Source organism: Flavobacterium cerinum, assembly GCF_024496085.1.
GTDB lineage: Bacteria > Bacteroidota > Bacteroidia > Flavobacteriales > Flavobacteriaceae > Flavobacterium > Flavobacterium cerinum_A.
Genome location: NZ_CP101751.1, coordinates 1,026,681 through 1,047,439, shown reverse-complemented (window position 1 = coordinate 1,047,439; position 20,759 = coordinate 1,026,681). Strand labels below are relative to the sequence as shown.

The 20,759-nt window shown below is 35.6% G+C and carries 10 protein-coding genes; 1 reads left to right on the top strand and 9 read right to left on the bottom strand.

Going from position 1 to position 20,759, the window contains the following annotated elements; all coding sequences use genetic code 11:
- The first annotated feature begins 436 nt into the window (after positions 1-436).
- Positions 437-1,282: a hypothetical protein gene (locus NOX80_RS04675; RefSeq protein WP_256552161.1), complete on the top strand. Its 846-nt coding sequence runs from the start codon at positions 437-439 to the stop codon at positions 1,280-1,282.
- 132 nt (positions 1,283-1,414) lie between these two features.
- On the opposite strand, the gene NOX80_RS04670 is transcribed toward NOX80_RS04675, so the two are convergent.
- The 9 genes from NOX80_RS04670 to NOX80_RS04630 all read right to left on the bottom strand — a co-directional run bounded on the left by NOX80_RS04670 (position 1,415) and on the right by NOX80_RS04630 (position 20,757).
- Entirely contained in the window at positions 1,415-1,846 is a 432-nt protein-coding gene (locus tag NOX80_RS04670; protein WP_256552160.1) for a hypothetical protein, read from the bottom strand.
- 118 nt (positions 1,847-1,964) lie between these two features.
- Entirely contained in the window at positions 1,965-2,339 is a 375-nt protein-coding gene (locus NOX80_RS04665; RefSeq protein ID WP_256552159.1) for a hypothetical protein, read from the bottom strand.
- 333 nt (positions 2,340-2,672) lie between these two features.
- Entirely contained in the window at positions 2,673-3,026 is a 354-nt protein-coding gene (locus tag NOX80_RS04660; RefSeq protein WP_256552158.1) for a hypothetical protein, read from the bottom strand.
- Positions 3,007-3,225 (bottom strand): hypothetical protein, encoded by a 219-nt coding sequence (locus NOX80_RS04655; protein ID WP_256552157.1) that lies wholly within the window; start codon positions 3,223-3,225, stop codon positions 3,007-3,009. The genes NOX80_RS04660 and NOX80_RS04655 overlap by 20 nt, the downstream gene beginning before the upstream one ends.
- A gap of 494 nt (positions 3,226-3,719) precedes the next feature.
- Positions 3,720-4,868 (bottom strand): IS4 family transposase, encoded by a 1,149-nt coding sequence (locus tag NOX80_RS04650; RefSeq protein WP_256552156.1) that lies wholly within the window; start codon positions 4,866-4,868, stop codon positions 3,720-3,722.
- Between the two features lie 415 nt (positions 4,869-5,283).
- Positions 5,284-5,625 carry a hypothetical protein gene (locus tag NOX80_RS04645; protein WP_256552155.1) on the bottom strand — a complete coding sequence of 114 codons (342 nt, stop codon included), beginning with the start codon at positions 5,623-5,625 and terminating at the stop codon, positions 5,284-5,286.
- Positions 5,625-16,412, bottom strand: a complete 10,788-nt coding sequence (locus tag NOX80_RS04640; protein WP_256552154.1) for a thrombospondin type 3 repeat-containing protein — start codon at positions 16,410-16,412, stop codon at positions 5,625-5,627. Before NOX80_RS04640 ends, NOX80_RS04645 begins: the two co-directional genes overlap by 1 nt.
- An 11-nt stretch (positions 16,413-16,423) precedes the next feature.
- The gene (locus NOX80_RS04635) at positions 16,424-17,050 is read right to left on the bottom strand and encodes a hypothetical protein (RefSeq protein WP_256552153.1); all 627 of its coding nucleotides are present in this window, start codon (positions 17,048-17,050) and stop codon (positions 16,424-16,426) included.
- A gap of 110 nt (positions 17,051-17,160) precedes the next feature.
- A complete protein-coding gene (locus NOX80_RS04630) occupies positions 17,161-20,757 on the bottom strand; it encodes a PKD domain-containing protein (RefSeq protein WP_256552152.1) in 3,597 nt (1,198 codons plus the stop codon).
- Between the last annotated feature and the right edge of the window lie 2 nt (positions 20,758-20,759).

The following is a 20,759-nucleotide window of genomic DNA, read 5'->3' as shown; positions in this document are numbered from 1 at the left end:
ATTTTATCCATATGGTTATTATTTAAAAAAAGTAATTTTTATCGAAGTTATATATTATTGCTTTGTATTATCATGCTAATCCCATTCATACTTTTTTTAGGCATATTATTAAACTTGCATTAATTAAAATAAATACAACCCGATAGCGCGGAAAAAATTTCCGCGCTCATAAAGTATTTCAAACAAAAATCCTAACTTTTCACGGTTAGGATTTCTTGTTCTTGTTGTGCGCACGGATTGCAAATCCGCTCCATCGGGATTATGAAGAGTTATTAATTCAAAAAACTTTAAGAGGGGAAGTAGAATTAAAAAATAAGATTGCTTCTCCCTGTAAAAAAAATCTAGAGAAACTATCTAATGAGAGTCTTGTGAAGGTTAAAGCAAGTTTTGAGAAAGTTTTAGAAGAAGGGGGTAAAGAAATCATAAAAAAGAAATAATGGGAGATATTCAATTTGTAAATTTTAAAGAAAAAAGAGTTTTATTTATACCTGATAGTTGTGATAAATTTTCTGAATATTTTGATTCGAATAAAGATGCAATCCTAATTATTGATTTTTATGAGCTTGTAAATTTTCCTAATTTCAATAATTTTGATTGTTTAATAGACGCTAAAATAGAGAAGTTGTTAATCGTAGGAAGTAAAAGACAAGAATATGATTTTTCAAGATTATTGAAAATGCCAGAGCTTATATTTCTTGATAACAGGGGTGTTGATATGGAATATGATTTTGTTAATTTTCCAAACTTGGAGATCTTAAGATACTCATGGAATAAAAAATGTAAAAATATTAGTACCTTAAAAAAGGTTAAAGAGCTCAGTTTATGGAAGTATAGGTCGAAAAGTGATGATTTAGAAGAGTTTGCAAGTATGAATTCAATTATGGAAATCGGGTTTATACAGTCAGATATTAAAAGTATTAATGGAATTGAAAAGATGATAAATTTGAAAGAGTTGGTATTGGTGAGTAATAAAAATCTATCATTTAATAATTTTGATTTCATTATGCCTAATGTAGAGAGTTTGTATATTGAAGATTGTAAAAAAATTGATAAGAGTTTTGTGAGGATTTTTCCTAATTTAAAAAGAGTAGAGTTTATAAACCATAGTTCTATTGATTCGTTGCAAAATATTCTAGAGAATTTGAAGAGCTTGGAATATTTAAATTTAGGAGAAACAACTGTTTTAGAGACAGATAATAGATATTGGAAGAACTACAATTATGTAAAAATTAATTTTATTGATCAAAAACATTATATTTTGAAAAGAAAAGATTTTGAATAAATCCACGCCATCGGATATATAATTCAGTACCTCTGAAACATTCATCTTTTTACTTCAAAAATATAGCTTTTAAGGTTTCGAACACTTATGATTACAAATCCGCGCCATCGGGTTATGCCCTAATTTGATACATTACCATAATTCACCATTAAATGACTCTATTTTTATTATCTCATTTTCAGTTAAATTACAAGACTTATAAACGATTTTTTTTCTAATATCAAAAGATTCAGAGATATTACTTTTAGGTTTTTTTGAAAAATTTAAAAACTCAAAAATGTTATGAGAAGGAGATAACTTAGTATAGCTCATATAAAAATCAACAAAAGACTCTTCAGCTAACAATTTATTATAACGCATTTCATTAAAAATATTTTGCCAATCATTTTTAGTTAGTTTTGAAACATTTCCAAATAATTTTAAAAAAAATAAATCCGAAGAACTACCTCCATAATATTCCAAAACATAACCTAACAATTCTCTTAAATTGAATTTGTTTTTTTTTATATATTCTTCAAAATTAATTCCTGGGTCAGATATTAGTTTGTTTATGTGTTTTTCCATTTTAGGTTGCTTATCTTCTTACATTGTTTATTAAAACACCTTTAGGTGACATAATGCCATTACTTTCAAGTATCCCTGATCGCGCGGAAAGAATTTCCGAGCGATCAGGGTAAAGACACTAATATATTTTTTCATAGTATTGATTAAGATCTCTGAAAAGATCTATTTTAAGTCCTCCAAAATACATTATCCTATCAATTGAAGTTCTAAATCCCGCTTTCCCAAACTCATAATCATACATTAAATCTATCTCTGTACCTTTTATAGTATAATACAATTCATAACTACCCTCACCCCAATATTGACTAATAAACTTATTATCTTTTAAAATAACGAGTGTATCTGCAACATTAGGAATTTCAGCTATTGAATGACTTTGATTATAATTACGATTGACATAAGTTCCTAATATCATCTTACTGGCGAAAAAATTGTTGTAGAAGTATAAAAAAATAACAAATAAAAACAAACTTATTATCACTCCTTTTCTCATATTTATAGTTTTATTTTTTAGTAGTCATAAATATATATGTTTGATATGTATTAGTCTCTTTATTTTCATATCGCCCGATGGCGCGGATTTTATTGTTTTTATAATCTTTACTTACTCTTCTGGTGGACGCTCATATTTAAGCCCAGCTCTGACAATCTCTGTTGAATCAGTAACTTCCCAGATAGCGCGGATTTGTAATCCGTGTCATGATAAATAAGGTAGTTGTTACAACTGTTACCCATAAAAAACAAAACTACAACTTTTTAAGGTTGTAGTTTTTAGTTTTAATTGCACGGATTGCAAATCCGCGCCATCGGGGTTAGCTTATTATCACTAAAATAAAAACATCATTAATAGTAATAAACCAATGATATAGAAAAATGCAAAAAAAACTAATTTTGCCTTAAAAGCCAATTTTTGACGCATTTCCTCAATTTCAGCATTGTTGCTTTTTTCTAAAGTTTTAATTCCAAGGTCAATATTTGTTATGCTACTATTATATTTTGATAGTAAATCCTTAAATTTTAATTGAAAAAGAAAGTAATCTATAACTGAAGGTATAAACAGAAACAAAACAATAAAGTAAATTACATTGATGTTCTTTTTTAAAAGAACAGTTGATAAAATAGAGATTATAATTATTACTTTTTGATAATTAAAAAAAAAATTACTTATTGATTGCATCATCTATCGCTTTATTTGTGATTTCCAACTTATCCTTTTTATCATTTAAATCGTTATTTTCTTGTTTTAAATCTTTTAATTGATTCAATAAACTGTCTCTAAATCTAACTAAGTTATTATATTTTTCAGATTTGCCATTCTTTTGAAATTCCTTTGAAATATTATTCAAATCCCGATAGCGCGGATTTGTAATCCGTGTCATGATAAATAAGGTAGTTGTTACAACTGTTACCCATAAAAAACAAAACTACAACTTTTTAAGGTTGTAGTTTTTAGTTTTAATTGCACGGATTGCAAATCCGTGCAATCGGGATTTTATCATGTAATTCTTAAGTTAAGAATAAATCTAAATTTCTAGCTAAAAATAATAAAACTAAAAACGCAAGTAAAAGATATAAAACCAAAAACAACCATGTCTTGATTTTTTTTTTGCAAAAAAACCTAAAAAAAATTATAATTAAAAATGAAATAAGACATGATATCAATACTAATATTAATACTGCTAAAGAATAATCTCCCCCACTTAATAGATGTACCGTCATTTTAAAATAGTGTATTTGACACCGGCGAAAGCCTTTCCTCTTTTTCCTCCCGATGGCACAGTTTCATAAACTTTTTCTTTCGTGTATTTGACTTTGTTTTCTTTCAAATATTGATCCCGATAGCGCGGATTTGTAATCATAAGTGTTCGAAACCTTAACTTGTACCAAAAAGATTCTGCATTTTGTTTGGATCTCCGCCACACTTCAACACTATATCCTTAATTATCAACACTTCAAGTTCATTCGCAAATTTTAATTTTGGAATTTTATAGCCTTTTAACTCATTAAGTTTTTTATAAACAGTAAGAAGAATTGCCGTAATCAAGGTCATATACATCATAACTCTAATTCCATTTATATCTCTCGATATTAGATGGTTAAAATTAAGATGCTGTTTGATAAATTTGAAAAATACTTCTATTTCCCATCGTTGTTTATAAATAGCAACTATTTCTTTAGCGGTTAAACTATCACTATTACTCAAGAAGTAAAACACTTCTTTGCTTTGCTTTTCAGTAGCTATTATCAAGCGTAAGAAGGATTGTGTTTTTTTATTACTCTTGTCATAAAGTCTTACCTCTATATCTCTGTTTATAGTCAATTTTTCCGTTTCTTGCTCCTTGACTTCAAATTCATTAATCACTTCAAAACGCGTATAATTATTGAGCCTGGTCACGAAAATAAAACCATTTTCATTAAACTCCTCAAAACTAGATCCAGACTGAAGACCTCTGTCAAAAACCAGAATATTTTCTTTGCTTAACACGCATTCATTTATTAGCTCCTTTAATGCAAAATCTTCTGACACAAAACCCTGTTCAGTAAATATTTTCGAGTGAACAGGTACATTTGAAAATGCCATGCTAAATTTTACGAACCTTTTATCTCCTTGCTTATTAATTCGCATACCTTCTTTTAAAAGCTTTGAAGAAATACTTACAAGAGTCGAATCGAACGAAATAATGTTATGTTTTTTCTGTAAATATTTGTCTTGAAATTGTTCCAGACATTTTTTAAAGATAGCTTCAAAATAATCGGGATTAATTGTAACCAATCGATCTCTTAGTGAATTATACTTAACGCCGTCAAAACTTTGATTGGCAATACTTTTGAAGGCTAAAGAATGGTAAAAATATTCCATTACCCTTAAACTGTTATGCCTCACATTAAGCATTGAAAACAAGAGTAATTGAAACATGGTTTGCCCATCTAATTTTTTAACTTGATAATCAATATTGTATTCCAATGATAATCTTGACAATTCTTCTTTTGGAATATAATTCAGCACTTCTGAAACATTCATCTTTTTTATTTCAAAAATATAGCTTTTAAGGTTTCGAACACTTATGATTTGTAATCCGTGTCATGATAAATAAGCTAGTTGTTACAACTGTTACCTGTAAAAAACAAAACTACAACTTTTTTAAGATTGTAGTTTTTAGTTTTAATTGCACGGATTGCAAATCCGCGCTATCGAGGCCCTCCTATACCTGTCGCAAAATAATTAGCCACTCCTCTCGTACCATACCATGCCGAATAAGCTTCGTATGCTCCTCCTACCTGAGGAATCCCATAAGCACTTCCAACTAATAAAGGAAGAGCTGAGCAATGTTTTTTCTAAAGAATACTTTGCAGAGCTGGCCGCACAACGACATTTATCTATTCATAAGAACACTTCGCGGAGCGGGATATATTATCCATCATCAGTATTCACTGTACTATTCATACTCCTTCCCACCACAACTCCATTTAAAATTTAAAACAGTGTCTTTTTTATGAATACTAAAAGTTAATTTACCCCTCCTTTTTATAATAGTATCTCCCCTTTCTATGTATTTACTATAATTGTTCCACCATCTATTGTCTGCTACACAATCACATTTTTTTTTTGTTATAATATTAGTACCAGAAGCTGCAAATTTTACTGTCATACTATCTGGTGGCTGATTTACAATTAACAAACATTCTTCTAATTTATAATCTTCAGACATTTGTTTACAATCTTGAAAAAGCTCGCATGAGCTTACAATAAATATTAATATAATGGTTAAATATTTCATTATTTCAATCCTAATTTTTCTCTAATTTGACTTACTGTATAAACATCTCCATTTTGAACAACTCTGTGAATGCTAGGACGAGTTTTGAAACCAAAACTAATCGATTTTGTTTCCACCCCATTATTTGCCCAATTAAAATCACCCACACCTTCACTTCTATATGCTGATTTTCCATATCCTCCACTTAAAAACCATCCTCCTGAATAAGTTATTGCACTACCTCCGAGACCTTCTAAAACAGGAGTTGTATTATTATCGCCATAATTATCATGAAAACTTAAGTCTAAGCTTGCTCCAATATTCGGCAGTTCTCCAGTAAGACCTAATGCATAATTACTACTCCAATAAAAAGCTCCATTATTGTGATTATCTAACGCAAATCCAAATGTAAAAGAACCTTGACCAAATAAACCACTAGCACCTATTGTCCCTGATAAACTAATTGCTTGAGGATTATATGGACCATAAATTCCAGAACCTCCAAATTTATATATATTCGGATGAAAATATGGATGTCCCGTATATGGTTTTGGCTTTTCTATTGGAGGAGTAGTTCGCTCCACAGGAGTGTTCAAAGGAGGATTATTCAAATCCAACAATGTTTGCTGAAGTGATGGAGTCGTAATCACACTGTCTATATATCTTACATCTAAAGAGGGGCTTTTCAAACAACCTTGCACAACAATTTCGTCTAATTGCTTTGCTGGTTTAGGAGTTCCATTTGGCAAACCGTCTGTTCCTACATATTCAAGACTTCCTGATGAAGTTCCTTCACCAGGTTTCGCAGGTTCTAATCCTTCCAGTTCTACCATGTCAATTACTCTATTACCACTAAACTGGTAAGGTGAGTAAAAAGGATATTTAGCTGTTAACGGATCCACCGCAAAGAACCTCCCCACTCTAGGATCATGCATCCTGAACGTATAATTCAATGAATTCCCTTCCCCTTTAAGTTCGTTATCTTTTTCCTGTCCCTGGAAGCCGTAACGATATAATTCTGAGCTTCCGTGACGGTTTGGCACTAGCATCCCGAAAGGATAGTAATCATTATACGCAACTACATCCGGTTTAAAGACAAACGATGACCCTACATTTGTGATCAGTTTACGGTCGGTTACAACCGAAAGTACATTTCCTAAATGATTCGACAGCTCATAGTTTTTGTCCCCTACCGATCTTGATAAAGTTACAAATTTATTCGGGTCTGCGGTAACTCCTGTTCCTTCTCCCTGATCATTACCCTCTTCACAAACATCTCCAATTCCATTCTGATTTGCATCTGCCTGATCCGGATTGTAAGTGAATTTACAGTTATCACAAGCGTCACCGATTCCATCACCGTCTGAATCCAACTGATCCGGATTAGCGATTAACTTACAGTTATCGCAGGCATCTCCCACACCATCACCATCGGCATCTTCCTGGTTATGATTTGGTACTGTAGGACAGTTATCCAAATGATCTAAAATACCGTCACCATCCATATCCCCTTCTCTCGGACCGCAATACGACTGTACATAATCAACTGCAAATCGCTGCATCGTCAACTGATTATTGGTTGATACCGGTTGTGCATTCGGAACATTCCCTTCGTCAAACGGGAAGGTATTTACAATTATATTTTCGTCGCTCTGACCATTATCAATAGTATAACTAAAATCACACATTTCCATCGGAACACCCGGAATTGTCATTTCATCAGTCACTCTGTTATGAACGGTCTCCGATCCGATTGAATTTCTTGCTGCCGGTCCGGTAGGATAGTTTACAATCCCATCATCTTCTACATCAAAATAAGGTTGTTCATGCGTGTATTCAAAATCGGTATAAACATTCCCGTTCAACACTAAAACCGGCGTATACATATCAGTACTGATCAAATCAGGTTTTAACGTCATTGTATACTTCATATCCCATTTGCTTTCCGGAATACCGGCCGACATTCTGTAATGGTGTTTATCCAGATAGGTGTAATGTTTCCACCATCTTCCATTAGGTCTAATAAAACGCGTCATCGTTTCAATTGTAATGATCGGAATGTAGACTTTTCTAACCGGGTCTCTTTCAATATCAATTCGCAGCATACTTCTGCAATACTTCTCATCATTAGGATATTTTATTCCCTGAAGCATAGCGACCAGTTTCGTCCCACTTGTAAAAGAAGAGGCTATCTCGAAATGAGATGCTATTTCAACCTGTTCGGTCAAACCCCCAAATTCCGGAAAGAAGTTTAAATTCTCATTCGGATCTGTCCAGGTCGTTTTATTCGTCCCCGTGAATTTTAATCCCCAGACATTCGGTAGATTGTTAGCCAACTGCATCGCAGTCATAAGCGTTTCTGAAGTTGCGACCATTCTACCGGCCTGAGCAACAACGGTTCTACCGGCTTCTTCCGTAATTTCTTTTCTTCCTTTTTCAATACCCAGACGACTACTTCCGTAGATTTCCTGTTCTACCAGATAGTAATTTGTTTGTGTACCGGATTTTACCATCTCGTAAGTACTTAACACATTACCCTGTGCATCCCGCTGATAAAATGTCGTCGTACTGTTAGCTCCCTTAGTAACCGTTTTTGCGATTCTGTTTCCTAAACCGTCATATTCAAAACTGATTACCGAACCATCGTTTTTAGTAACCGATTTTACTTTACCGTCAACACGCCAGTTAATATTCAGTCCTTCTTTTACATCTTCGGTTAATTGTCCGATAGCATCATATTTATAATTGTTTGGTGCCTGATCATCAATATCCAGCGAAGTATCATTCGGATTACCGGCATCGTTTGTAAATTCACCATTAGCCACTGTATCATCTACATGTGTCAGCTTATTTGTCCCTGCCTGATAATTATAGGTCAACTGATCCATCAACGTTGCTGTTGCAGCTGTCTTTGATTTCGGTGCCCAACGATTTAATGCCAACAGGTTTCCGTTTCGGTCATATGTATAATTTGACTTATATGATGTCTCAAACGAAGTGGTATTGTTGATCTGTCGTACAGAAGTCATGTCTTTAATTCTGTTTAACTGATCATACTGATAACGGTTGTACTGAGACGGCAAACCGGTCTGACTTAAATCTAATAAAGACGTAACCATCTCTTTGATGTTACCGTTATATAAATTCTGAGTACCTTCCATATTCAATCCTTTAGAATAGGACAATACTCTGTTATCTACAGCAGTTGCCGCATTAAAACGAGAGGCATAATCTCCATTATAGTAATTAAGCGTATAACCAAAAGCATCCAAAGCTGTATTTGTTCCGTCTAATCCGGCATCCGGGATTCGATAACCTCCGAATGCACTATCATAATAGGCCAGACGCTCTGAGTTTACTCCTTTTAGCCATCCTTGTATTGTATACAGATAATCCAGTCCCTGAACTTTTTTATCTCCGATCTCAGTTCTTCCCAGCGGACCGTGTTCGTAATACGCATAATTGGCTTCTTTTTCCCAGATTACATTGTCTTTACTGGTAAACACCTGTGTAATTCTGTTATCGGCGTCATATTCGTATTTATGAATAAACTGATCTTTTTTATTCGGCTGATAGATTACATTATTAACGTTTCCGCTAATCAAATCATAATTGTATACAATTTTCTTGATATCCTGATTTCGGGTTCTCAAGTCATTTTTATTAATATGATAGATCAGTTCTTTTACATTTCCGTGTACGTCGTAATCGTAAAGGATTGCGTTGTTATAACCATCATAAGCAACAACCTCTCCGATTTCCTGCGCTAACTGGTCATAATACAATACTGCTGAAACTCTTTTATAACTGTTGTCTAACTGATAGCCGGTAAACCAACTTTCCGTATTTTGCACCGGCGTACTATATAAGGTACGGGTTACTTCCCTTCTGTTATAACCGGTATTGAATTCGTTAACCGTTGCACCTGCCAGGATTAAACGCCCTCTGTTAGCATCAATAGTATATGTTGTCGCACCCGGTACTACAATCTCTCCGGCTTCGATAATTCTTCCCAATCCGTCGTAACGCGTATAACTATACACCCCGTTTGCACTGTCGGCTTTTTGTTTGCTGTTCTGGGAAGCGATTATTCTTCCTAAGGCATCATATGCAAATACGGTTTCCCCTCCGTCCGGTGTTTTTTGCCAGATCAACTGGTTTAAGGAGTTGTAACGGTATTGCGTTTTCATGGTGTGCGCAGGATCTACCGTAACCCCGTTTACTGTTGTAGCAACTTCTTCCGGTGTTGTTTTTCTAACTTCATTAATCGTTAAATCGGAAGCCGGTGTTAAACGCGACACTCCCTGAGGCGGTACTGTTTGCACAAGATTACCGGCCTGATCATAATAATACAGCGTATACTGGTATTCTTTATCAGCTGCATTTTTTTTCAGGCTTTCATTCAAACCGTCAATAGCAGCTTTAATGTATTTTACCTTAAACTCTTCGCGTTTGTTATTATAATAATCTTCTTCTAATTCTTTAAGATATGTTTCTTTAACGGTATTCGTAAAAATCTCACAAGGCGATAAAACATTAGTCACATCAAGATTGATAGTCGGTGCCAATGGCATAGGAGGACAGATGTTATTCTTAACAAAATACTGATCCACGAATGCCTGCCAGCCTAAATTTCCGCCTTGTTGTATAAAGCTTTTATATGCTTCAATTACAATGCCGGTACCGCTATATCCATAATTTAGTTTTGTTGCACCAAACATCGTCAATGTAAGATACATCGGATGGCTTACACTGTTCACTTGCATTTTGGTCAGATAGTTCAGGTAATCGGAACTGATATAGCCCAGATTGGCATCACAAAAATGCTGTGCATTTACCGACAGGTAATCCGGCATTATATAATCCGGCACCAATATCGCCATTTGACTTTTAAATACACTCCATTTTTCATTACACGCTACCGGCATCACTGTTTCCGGAATACAGGTCTGACACGGTGCCGGCACGTTTACTAAACAATTTTTAAATTGCAGGCATTTTATTGTACCCGTAGCTATTTTTTTCTCTCCTCTATTGTTGAAAACTACAGCTGTAAATTCGCTATAATTATTATTGGTAAAGCTGATTTCTCCAATAGAAACAATATCATTTTCATTCAGATGCGTATTTGGCATTGTCAGTACTACTTCACAATCCGGATTAGAGCTAAAGTGGAATCGGATCTGAGAAAACGCACTATTATCTACACTTTGATAAGTACTGATACCAATCGGTCCGTTTCCGGCCGGCAAATCAAGGTGTGGTATTAACGCTGTTAATCCATTCGGCACATAACCTTCTCCAAAACCACCTCCGATTGCTTCCACCAGAATGTCGGTCAACATAGTACCCAGTATTCCGGAAACAGCTATTTCATCCTCACATTCCACATTCTGAAGACAAGTAATCTGACCTGTTATTAATTTAACACCAGCCGGAGCGATTCTATCTCCAAAAGGATTTCCGGTTCTTCTAACAAGGTAGTCACTATGGTGGGCGTAAACGGTAAAATTATAAGCCCCGGAACCAACACGTTCCGTCAGTTTAAAGTTGGAAAAATGAGTTATCTTATTTAAAAAGTCATCTTCATTAAATTGTGGTCTGTCCGGCACCGTTAATGCATTTAGGGTCAAAAGACAACTCAACTCTTTAATATTGAAATTGAATTTCATTCCCTTTTTTTGTGACAAGCCATCGTTGGTCCATTCTCTATGCAGGTAGTTCACTGATATATCAGGTAATGTAATAAATGGCGCCAGATCATCTAAGGTTTGATGTCTGTAATCTGTAGTTGCATCATCCAAAGGTGGCGACTGGTCTTTTCTAAACCAGACATGTGTTATCATTTTAAGAAATTTTGCTTCGGCTTCTTCCTTCAACAATACCTCTTTTGTACAATTACAATCGTAATTCAGTTCCGAAATTCTTCCTTTTAACGTATGTAGTAGTTTGTCACTTCCCAGATAGTTAATCGTAATTTTATCATCACCAACAATATTTCCGTTTATAATGTTTTTTTTGATATCAACCCCTGTGATTCTGTAAAACTGCACGGTATTTAAAATTACCGGTACGTTGTTTTCATTAACAAGGTCGTAGATACTCACAGGAGTAGCACCAGTTATTGAAAAGTTCCCGTTACTATACGACCATTTTGCATTCAGGTTAGTATCTCCTATTACAGATGGCATGATACTATTGTTATAGGTATAAATATCCTGACTTACGTTTGGCGTTCCGTTAAGACTAACAGCAGTTCCAAACAATTGTCCCTGACCGGTCAGCACGTTACCTTTTAATTTATTCATTACCCTAACCAGGGCTTTTTCAAAACGGGAACGTTTAACACATCCGGTTCCCATTTCGGTTTCATTGTTACCGCTTGCAACATCACTCCCTCCGAAACCACATTCTCCAACAGCAGCTTTGGTATATCCTTCAAGAACTACCTCTTCCTCCAATGAACAGTTTCCTGTCATTCTTTTTATTGTGGCAATAATCTGGAACTTGTATTTTCCGTCCTCCGCAAAAGATCCGGGAACGTAATAAATATTCTTAAAGTTCGTAATGGTAAAAGCTGTATTATAAGTATCCCATGAAGGCGCTGCGACCACTTCACCACAAGTATTTACATAAGAATTCGGATTAGGGATTACAAAATACAATTGTATTTTATCAGCTATACTTGTCCCGTTTCCGATAAAGTCGATTTCAAGTGCATTTGCGTTAATGCTTCCTTTTATTGCAACGTTGATCGGATTAGCATAATAGGCGGTCTGATCCAATAAAAGAGCATCAAACAGATCTTTAACAAGGAAAGGCATGCTATACGCATTAACATTATTAATTAACAAGCCCTGATTTTGAATTCTGGTATTGGTTAATCCAATCAGGAAGTTTTCCATGTCGAATGCCAACGGACACTTTCCGGTTTCCTGAAACATTTTGATATCTGTATCTGATATAATATCATCTATAGCCTGCTCATCGGTAACCCCTGAATTATAGCCATAATCTGCCGGAACAAATCGTTTTTCCTTATTCTGATACAGCGTATATGTTGATGTCCCGCAAACCGGTAGTACTCCTGTAGGCGGTGTTGTTGCAAAAGCAGCATTAATTTTATCTAAAACGGCACTGTAATTTGCGGTATATTTATTTAACAGGGTTACAAACGTATCCAGATTTTCATTATCCCCGATACATCCGTTATATCCGTTATTTTTTAAGGCATAGATATGAGAAAAAACAGTTCGGGTTTTTTGCTTTAACCCGATATAATTACTCATAAAATTTTTCCATATCAATTCTTTTACAAATGGCGTAACCCTTCCCTGATCGCCATTGTTGATTGCTGTCAGTAAGTCGTCGAAAGAACGGGTCACCAAAGGCTGGTAGACTGATTGCGGAACAATTCCGTTTCCAAAAACGGCAGTATAATATGCCGTTTGAAGCATATTTAAACTTTGCGTACCAATTTTTATGCCTTCATAATTGGTATTCATTGCTTCCGTCATCAGGCTTTTACGAAGATTATAATCCGTAGCATCCTCCACGACAGTCATCGTAGCTAAATAAAACGGATCGACTTCGGTAACCGGAACACCGTCCGTTATTTTTTTCATTTTTGAAACAATACCATTCGGTACAAATGCCACATTGAAATCAACTGCTCTTAGCTGTTGGTCATAAGCATCAGAATTAACCCCTATGGTATTTTTAGTAGTACAAATAGTCAGATTGTATTTGTAATATTTGTATTCCGGGTGATACGGCAATAATGATTCCGCCCATGACGGTTTCCAGTTGCTAAGGAAGTCCGTTACATTAGTCAGATATTCCGGACTGGTTAATCGGATATTGGTTCCCGGGTTTTCAGGATCGGTCGTAACTACGGCATTTTGATTTAATGCCGGTGAGTAAGATCCGTCTGCCAGTTGTACGACTCTTACTCTGGATACACTTCCGTCGCTTTCCTTATATGGGGTAGCCGGTCTTCTCCATACATAATTGGATTTCAGTCCGGATGAGGTTGTAGTGGTTACTGTTCCGCCGTAATATAATTTGTTGTTATCGTTAAAAAGACTCAACTGCGCTAACTCTTCATTTGCTAAGCTGTTTTGTTGATATTCTTCCGGGGTAGTCCCTTGAAAATAGATTCCTGCCAGTGATCCGTACTGTCCGTTAGGACTTACATCGGCCAATAACATTGTTGCATTAATATCACAAACATCGTCCGGTTGAATACAAAGCTCACGACATCCGTTTAACAGTTCTGTAAATTCTTTTGTAAAACGAATCACATAGCTATTGATCAAGTATTGTGGAACCGATGCATTATTATCAATGTATTGTGTCCCGGAATATGCGAAAGAACTTCCGTTAAATTCCTGATTAAGATTTGAGATAATATAAGCCCGTAGTGCTTTCTGTACATATTCTTCTCTTGCTGCTACATTTCCGAGACTTGTTACGTCAGCTCCGAATTTACTGGTAAATAACACACAATCACTTGCGGACAAATAGGTACAGATCAGCGATTTTTCACAAGACTGGCAAGTAACATTACAGTCGGCCATATCAATATCAACTTCATATTGTTTAATATCCGGGTAACATTCACTGGTTTCTTTTCTTATCTCATTTACATAATCATCTGCATAAGCTTCAAGTGCCTGTTTATTCACTTTTACAATTTTACTCAGTGAATACGTTCCTACTTTTAATGTTTTCGAATCGATGTTTGCCGTTAAACTAATCGCCGGTAAGGATGGTGTTGTCGAGTTTAAGTTAAGCGTACCCAATGTTGCAGATAATCCCGGTGTTGTATTAGGCAAATCTGCGGGTAATAGCATTTCATTGGCACAATCATCCTGCATACTGATCGTCCAGTCGAATACAAACGGATAATGTTTGTTTCCGATACAGATATCGTTAAAGGTATTTGTATTGTGGGTTAAATTGTATCCAAATTTAATGAGTCCTTCTTTTTCAGTTCCAACCTGAGTAACCAGTCTTAAACCATCTTCCAGCATCCCGTTTTCACCGGAAACGAATTTATTGTTATTACCAACTAATATTTCGGTAATAGTATTCTGATGTAATGCTGCATTGGTTTCGTCGTCAAGCGAGATGAGGTTTCCAAGTTTATCTCCGGCCAAAGCAGTGGCTATGGTTCTTCCCTGCGGATCGAGATAACTAACGCTGACCTGTTTATTCGGATCGATAACAACATTCTTTTTGTATCGCTTAAAGTCTCCTACTCTATATCCGAACAGACGGTTCAACTCTTCCTGTTCCGGCTGTGCATAAAAATATTGCATTTCATGTCCTTTCCCTAACTGATGATCCAGTCCAACTCCTCCTTTTCTCCTGATTCTTCCCGTATTATCCGGTGTATATTCAATTTGTGAGAACGGATATTTTTTTGCATCCGGAACAAAGTCCTGAAAATTATTGAGTACCGTATTCTGATCCGAATAATATTTACTACTTCCCGAATTGGCAATCATTCCTGAAGGCAACAACGGATCACAACCCGGCTCACTGGTGGTATCCCAGTCAAAATCGTGATGCGTATAGAGCGCATTGGTTTCATTTTTATTAAGATCTTTATAGAAACGAATACCGGAAGCCTGGATTGGCGTTGGCAATACTTCAACTGCCGGTCTTCCCTGATTATCGTAAATAACTTCTCCAACAATTGCTTTGTTGTTACTATTCATTTTTGTTACCGTCTGACGGTTACGCAATGTTCCGTCAAAATAACTTACCACTTCTTTTTTCTTACCATCTTCGGCAAATGACGCCTGATACTGCCAGTTCTTTTTTCCTAATTCATGGTCTGCATCAATTGTAGCATATGAACCCCATTGTTCCACAAACCTCCAGGTATCGGAAACCCCGTTAGACCAAGAGCCATAATATATTTTTTTAGTATCATCCAAAAATCTACCTACCGGCCTTACCCGATAAACCAGGTATCCTTTAGCAAAAATCAACGGTATTTTATAGGACAGTTCTTTTGTTTGTATTCGTGTACTATTTAACTTAAAACTCAGTTCGGTTAATGGTATCTGAGCTGCCGGAATTGTTCCTCCGCCTTCACTATAACTATCAATCCACGTCCATTCTAATTCATATTCAGTAGCAGGTGCTGTGGCATTTCTTGTCCATGAAATTTCCAGTTCTTCTGCTCCGTCACTGGCATTTGCTACTGTAACCGGAACAAGTCCGTTGTATTTAATGAATCGTCTCGCCGGACTTACCGTTGTATTTTCCAGATTATAGTATCGTTCTGTACTAAATTTCAGTTCAAGATAGGCTACCGAATTAGTAACCAGACTAATATTCTGATCTAAATTATTTTTATACTGAATAGACTGTACTTTTACCGTAGCCTTATGTATATTGGGTAATTTATGCACTTTATAATCATCGAACGCTACCGATTCCGTAACATTGTCGTGTTTGATTTTTAAGGTGACATTATAGGCCGACATTGCCCCGCCGGTGTTATTATAAGGGGTTACCAACAAATTCACCTCACAATAATAAATAGTATTGTAAGCCGCAAGGTCACTGGTATTATCTTTAAAACCAAAATGAACATACACCGCCGGATTGACCGATGTAAAAACACTATATTGATTTAAAGAACTGTACTTTGTATCGACCACCTGCAAAGTAGGCAAACTATGAAGCTGTGTTCCCACACTAATTCCCCCGGTCACTTCCTCCTGTTGGGCAAAAGAAAAGGCCGAAAACAAAACAAGTACTAAAACATAAAGGCTCTTACGGATATACATATCTCTAAATTTTATTTTATGGTATTAGAAGTTAATCGCTGATCGATCACTTCGTATTTTTTAAATGCTTTTGACAATACAATTGTATTTTTTGCCGTCACGGAATAATACTTCCCTGTAGTAAACAGTGATGCTTCCAATGGCTTTCTATTATATCCTTCGTAGATTACTTCCAATTTGGGATAATGGACATCCGATTTTCGGTAATCGTTAGAAAAATTAACCGCTGTGTTATAATAGAATACTTGTTTCTGCAAAAAATACTGTTTCGAAATATTCAGTATGATTTTCGAATAGGATAAATTGGAATACGCTTTAGGTTCCAACTGTATTTCCCAATAGGTTTTATAATCTTTAAACGAGATCACTTTGCACAAACTAAAAATCTGCTGTACATCCAGTTCTGTAGCTCCGTTATTTAACGGATCTGACACCACTATAGCTTTTTCTCCATGGCTGATTTTCAGATTCGTCTTTTTAGAGTTGATCATTTCGGTATCCTTAATTTTCATGTATGTCTCATTTGAAGCACTTTTATGGAAGATCCCTTTATAATTTTCAACTATCTTTTTGCTATCATGATCACTGTATAAAAGATAATTCATGGTATAGGACAATGGTTTAGGCACTGTCTGCATTTCTGCAACTTTTTTAAACACTTCTCCCACTTTTTGGGAATACCCTGAAAAAGTAATTAAAAAAATTACGGTCAGTATAGTATACTTTTTTATCATCTCACCACCTTCTATCAGTTTACTTTAATTACATTACCGGAACGTGTTTCCTGTATTGTTTTAATTCCTTTTTCTGTTTCCTTTTTGATACGCACTAATCCTCCTTCGTTGTCATATTCATAAAAAGTGGCATAGTTATTTTCATCCAACTCCGACATTAACTTAAAGGTTTCCGGATCATATACAAAAGCTTTCATACTTCCTTCTAAAGGATGAATTCTGACATCATCAAAAAATGCTGCTTTTTCAGGACTGTCATTAAACAATTCAAATCCGATAACAACAGTACTCTGACTTGGAACGGATGTATTATACGGCACTTTAAATCTTTTTACAATTCGTTGCCATCCGTCTATAATTTCACCTGATGGTAAAGCCGTATCCGTCGCAATCACATCTGATGTATCATCAGCTCTTTTATTTTTATAATAGGTAATTTTAATCTGAGGACCTGTATAGGTTTTTTGTTGTTTTTTCACATCTTCTTTAACCCAGGCACTGATCACATATTCCCGTCCCGGTTCCGGTTGGAAGGAAAAACAGTCGTCACAAATATCCGGATAGATTTCATCACCACAGATAAAGTTTCTATTGACCAGATTATTTGTAAAATAACGGATATCCGATCCCAAAATATGGAAGCTATCATGCCCGTAATAATCTTTTGTGAAGTTATTCAGGTCTGCTACCGGATACTCATTAACAGGATATCCCAATAAAAATTGCAAAGACTCTAGTAACGATGTTGCCGCAGTAGTAAAAGTATTATCCGTCGCTCTGCTTAACATTAAATCAGGTACATAATTAGGATTTTGGTTACGAGGCAAGACATTACCAAAAGGCGATGTTGTATTTTCATTAACATAATAGCCTTCTTCAATTCCGACTACATATAACTGTGGCCCGTTTGGCGTTAACGATTGTCCTGTATTTCCGGGAGTTCTGTAATTTTTAAACCTTTTCATTGTATTGATTAATGCTCCCACATTAGCCGTTTGACAACCATCTGTTATCATAATAACGGCATTTGGTTTTACCGAAGCATCCAAAGCAGCTGTTAGTCCGCTTTTCCAGTAATCAGATGACGGACTAATTCCGACACCGCTTCTAAGGCGATAATTATTGATCCATTGGTTAAACATTCCCATCACCGCCGGACTATTCGTAACTCTGGTCGCCGGAATATGTTCAGCCGATCTTAAGTCAGTATCACTATCCGACATTCCGATCAAAGAGACATGAATGTTTGCATTATGACTATCGTTATAATCTGCTTGTTGCTGTACAAAAGCCTTAAGTTGTTTTCTGATTTTCATCGCTTCTGTTTCATCAATAGATCCTGACTCATCTACAACAATGGCGATGTGCGAAACACAGGTAATACCACCATCTGTCGGACAGAAATTAATATGTCTTATGCTATTTTTTATTTCTGTCTCATTATTAATGTATTTCAAAAGATACTCTTTTGAAACCACAGCAGACTCAAAATCAGAAAGATTGACATCTGCTACTAAAGCAAATGAATTATTATATTGTCTAAAGCTAATATCCGCATTAGCCATACCAAGTCCATGATCAGCAAATGAAAAATAAAAAACACCATCCAATAATTGTGCATTATAGATCCTCGGATTAGTATCCGTTATATAAGGTGCGAGACTAACTAATTCCGGCGGATTGTATCCGTTAGGGATTGCCCCTTCGTTAACTATTTTTAAATGCAAATGATTTAGCAGATTAATATATAGTTGCTTTACCGTTTGTGAAGTCGGATTATTAATCGTACAAGAATTACAACCACTAATGGCTATATCTTTTATTATCGTTGTCACACAACCGTTGCCGTCAGTAACATCAACTTTTACCTTATACACCCCAGGCGTAGTATAAGTGTACTGTATTGTATTAGTAGTAAGTGTATTTTGTGTCTGTAGAACTGTTGTACCATCGGTTCCGTAAAATGTCCATACATGTTTTGTAATAGGTGTTACACTGGTTTCAAAAGTAAAATTAACCGGGCTATTGGTACACGGCACCATTTTATCCTGTTGTGACGCTTTTATTACTCCTGTTAACGGTGCACAATTGCTAACACGTAATTTGATAATTTCACGGGCTAAAATAAGTCTAAACCAACTAGTTCCATTAATTGTCATTTGCGGATGTTCAGAAGTACAATAATAATCCCCTTCGTTAGCAGCGTTTACTCCATTAATTACATAAGTACGGTTATTCTGATTCGGAATCAAACCCCAAATTGTTGAGCCGACATTTCTCTTATACCATTTGTATCTTTCATTTTGAGTGTATCTCAGATCAGTATTATACATACTTAACGTAGCTGTTCCTCCAACCGGTACAGTTATCGTTTCTTCTACATCAATTTTTGCCTGAGGTGCATACATAAATGCCGTATAAGCAGATAATTTTTGCATATATTGAGGAAACTGTGCTTCAAAGTCGGCAAAACGAAATCTGTTTTCTTCAATAGAAAATCCTGAGAAAAATTCCAATCCCGTTAAGTTAGGAATTGGTCCGCTCAGTTTATTCTTCGTCAATTGCAATGTTCTTAGATTTTGAAGATTTTGAAAACTTGCAGGAATACTTCCTTCCAGATTATTGTAGTATAAGGCAAGCGTCCTTAACTCGCTGAGATTACCTAAACTTGACGGAATTGTACCAGTAAGATAATTACCTCCCAAATTGAGGTATTGCATCGTTGACAGCTGACCAAGATCATCCGGTATAGATCCTGTTAATTGATTAGATCCAAAATCCATCGATAAAATCCTTTCCATTCCTACCAAAGAAGGTATTGTTCCGGTAAATTGATTACGTTGCAGGTTAAATGAAACAATCGACTTAAGTCCTGATAAAGTAGATGGCAAAGAGCCCGACAGTTTATTATCATTCAACCATATCGAATATATATTACGCAAATTACCGATAGAAGCAGGAATCGGTCCGGATAAATTATTCTGATGCAAATAAAGGCTATTCAATCCTGTTAATTGCCCGATAGACCCCGGTATACTACCACTCAAATTACACCCGTCCAGATTAATTCTGTACATTTTTGTCAAGGTTCCAAGCTCCTCCGGTATAGTTCCTCCAAAGTTAACATTATTAAATAGTCTTAAATCGGTAAGATTAACCAAGCTGCTAATTGCCGGTGAAAGCCCCCCAGTTAAATTATTAAGCGCCAAATTCAAACTTTGTAAGTATTGTAATTCGTAGATTCCCAAAGGTATCGAGCCTGATAATTTATTTCCTTGCATCAATAACGTTAAAAGGTTTGTTAAATCCCGAAGATTATTATTTAGAGGCCCTGTTAAATTATTGTTATTTAAATTCAAATAGATAACGTGCCCGTTAAAAACAGTAACACCATACCATCCGGTTTGTGTGGCAGCATTCCAGGATGTCACTACTGCATTCGGATTATTAACATCCCAACCGGTTTTATTGATCCAGTTTGCACCATTAGTATTATTGTACAAATCGATTAAAGCCTGTCGCTCCGCAGGCGGCACCTGAGCAAAAGCTACCAGACTACTTAGTGTTATGAATACCGTAAGGATCAGGCTTTTTAATTTTGTCTTCATCATCA

Excerpts from the sequence above, each read along its gene's own strand:
- NOX80_RS04675 (WP_256552161.1), top strand. The coding sequence starts at position 437 with ATGGGAGATATTCAATTTGTAAATTTTAAAGAAAAAAGAGTTTTATTT.
- NOX80_RS04670 (WP_256552160.1), bottom strand. The coding sequence starts at position 1,846 with ATGGAAAAACACATAAACAAACTAATATCTGACCCAGGAATTAATTTT.
- NOX80_RS04665 (WP_256552159.1), bottom strand. The coding sequence starts at position 2,339 with ATGAGAAAAGGAGTGATAATAAGTTTGTTTTTATTTGTTATTTTTTTA.
- NOX80_RS04660 (WP_256552158.1), bottom strand. The coding sequence starts at position 3,026 with ATGATGCAATCAATAAGTAATTTTTTTTTTAATTATCAAAAAGTAATA.
- NOX80_RS04655 (WP_256552157.1), bottom strand. The coding sequence starts at position 3,225 with ATGACACGGATTACAAATCCGCGCTATCGGGATTTGAATAATATTTCA.
- NOX80_RS04650 (WP_256552156.1), bottom strand. The coding sequence starts at position 4,868 with ATGAATGTTTCAGAAGTGCTGAATTATATTCCAAAAGAAGAATTGTCA.
- NOX80_RS04645 (WP_256552155.1), bottom strand. The coding sequence starts at position 5,625 with ATGAAATATTTAACCATTATATTAATATTTATTGTAAGCTCATGCGAG.
- NOX80_RS04640 (WP_256552154.1), bottom strand. The coding sequence starts at position 16,412 with ATGTATATCCGTAAGAGCCTTTATGTTTTAGTACTTGTTTTGTTTTCG.
- NOX80_RS04635 (WP_256552153.1), bottom strand. The coding sequence starts at position 17,050 with ATGCAGACAGTGCCTAAACCATTGTCCTATACCATGAATTATCTTTTA.
- NOX80_RS04630 (WP_256552152.1), bottom strand. The coding sequence starts at position 20,757 with ATGATGAAGACAAAATTAAAAAGCCTGATCCTTACGGTATTCATAACA.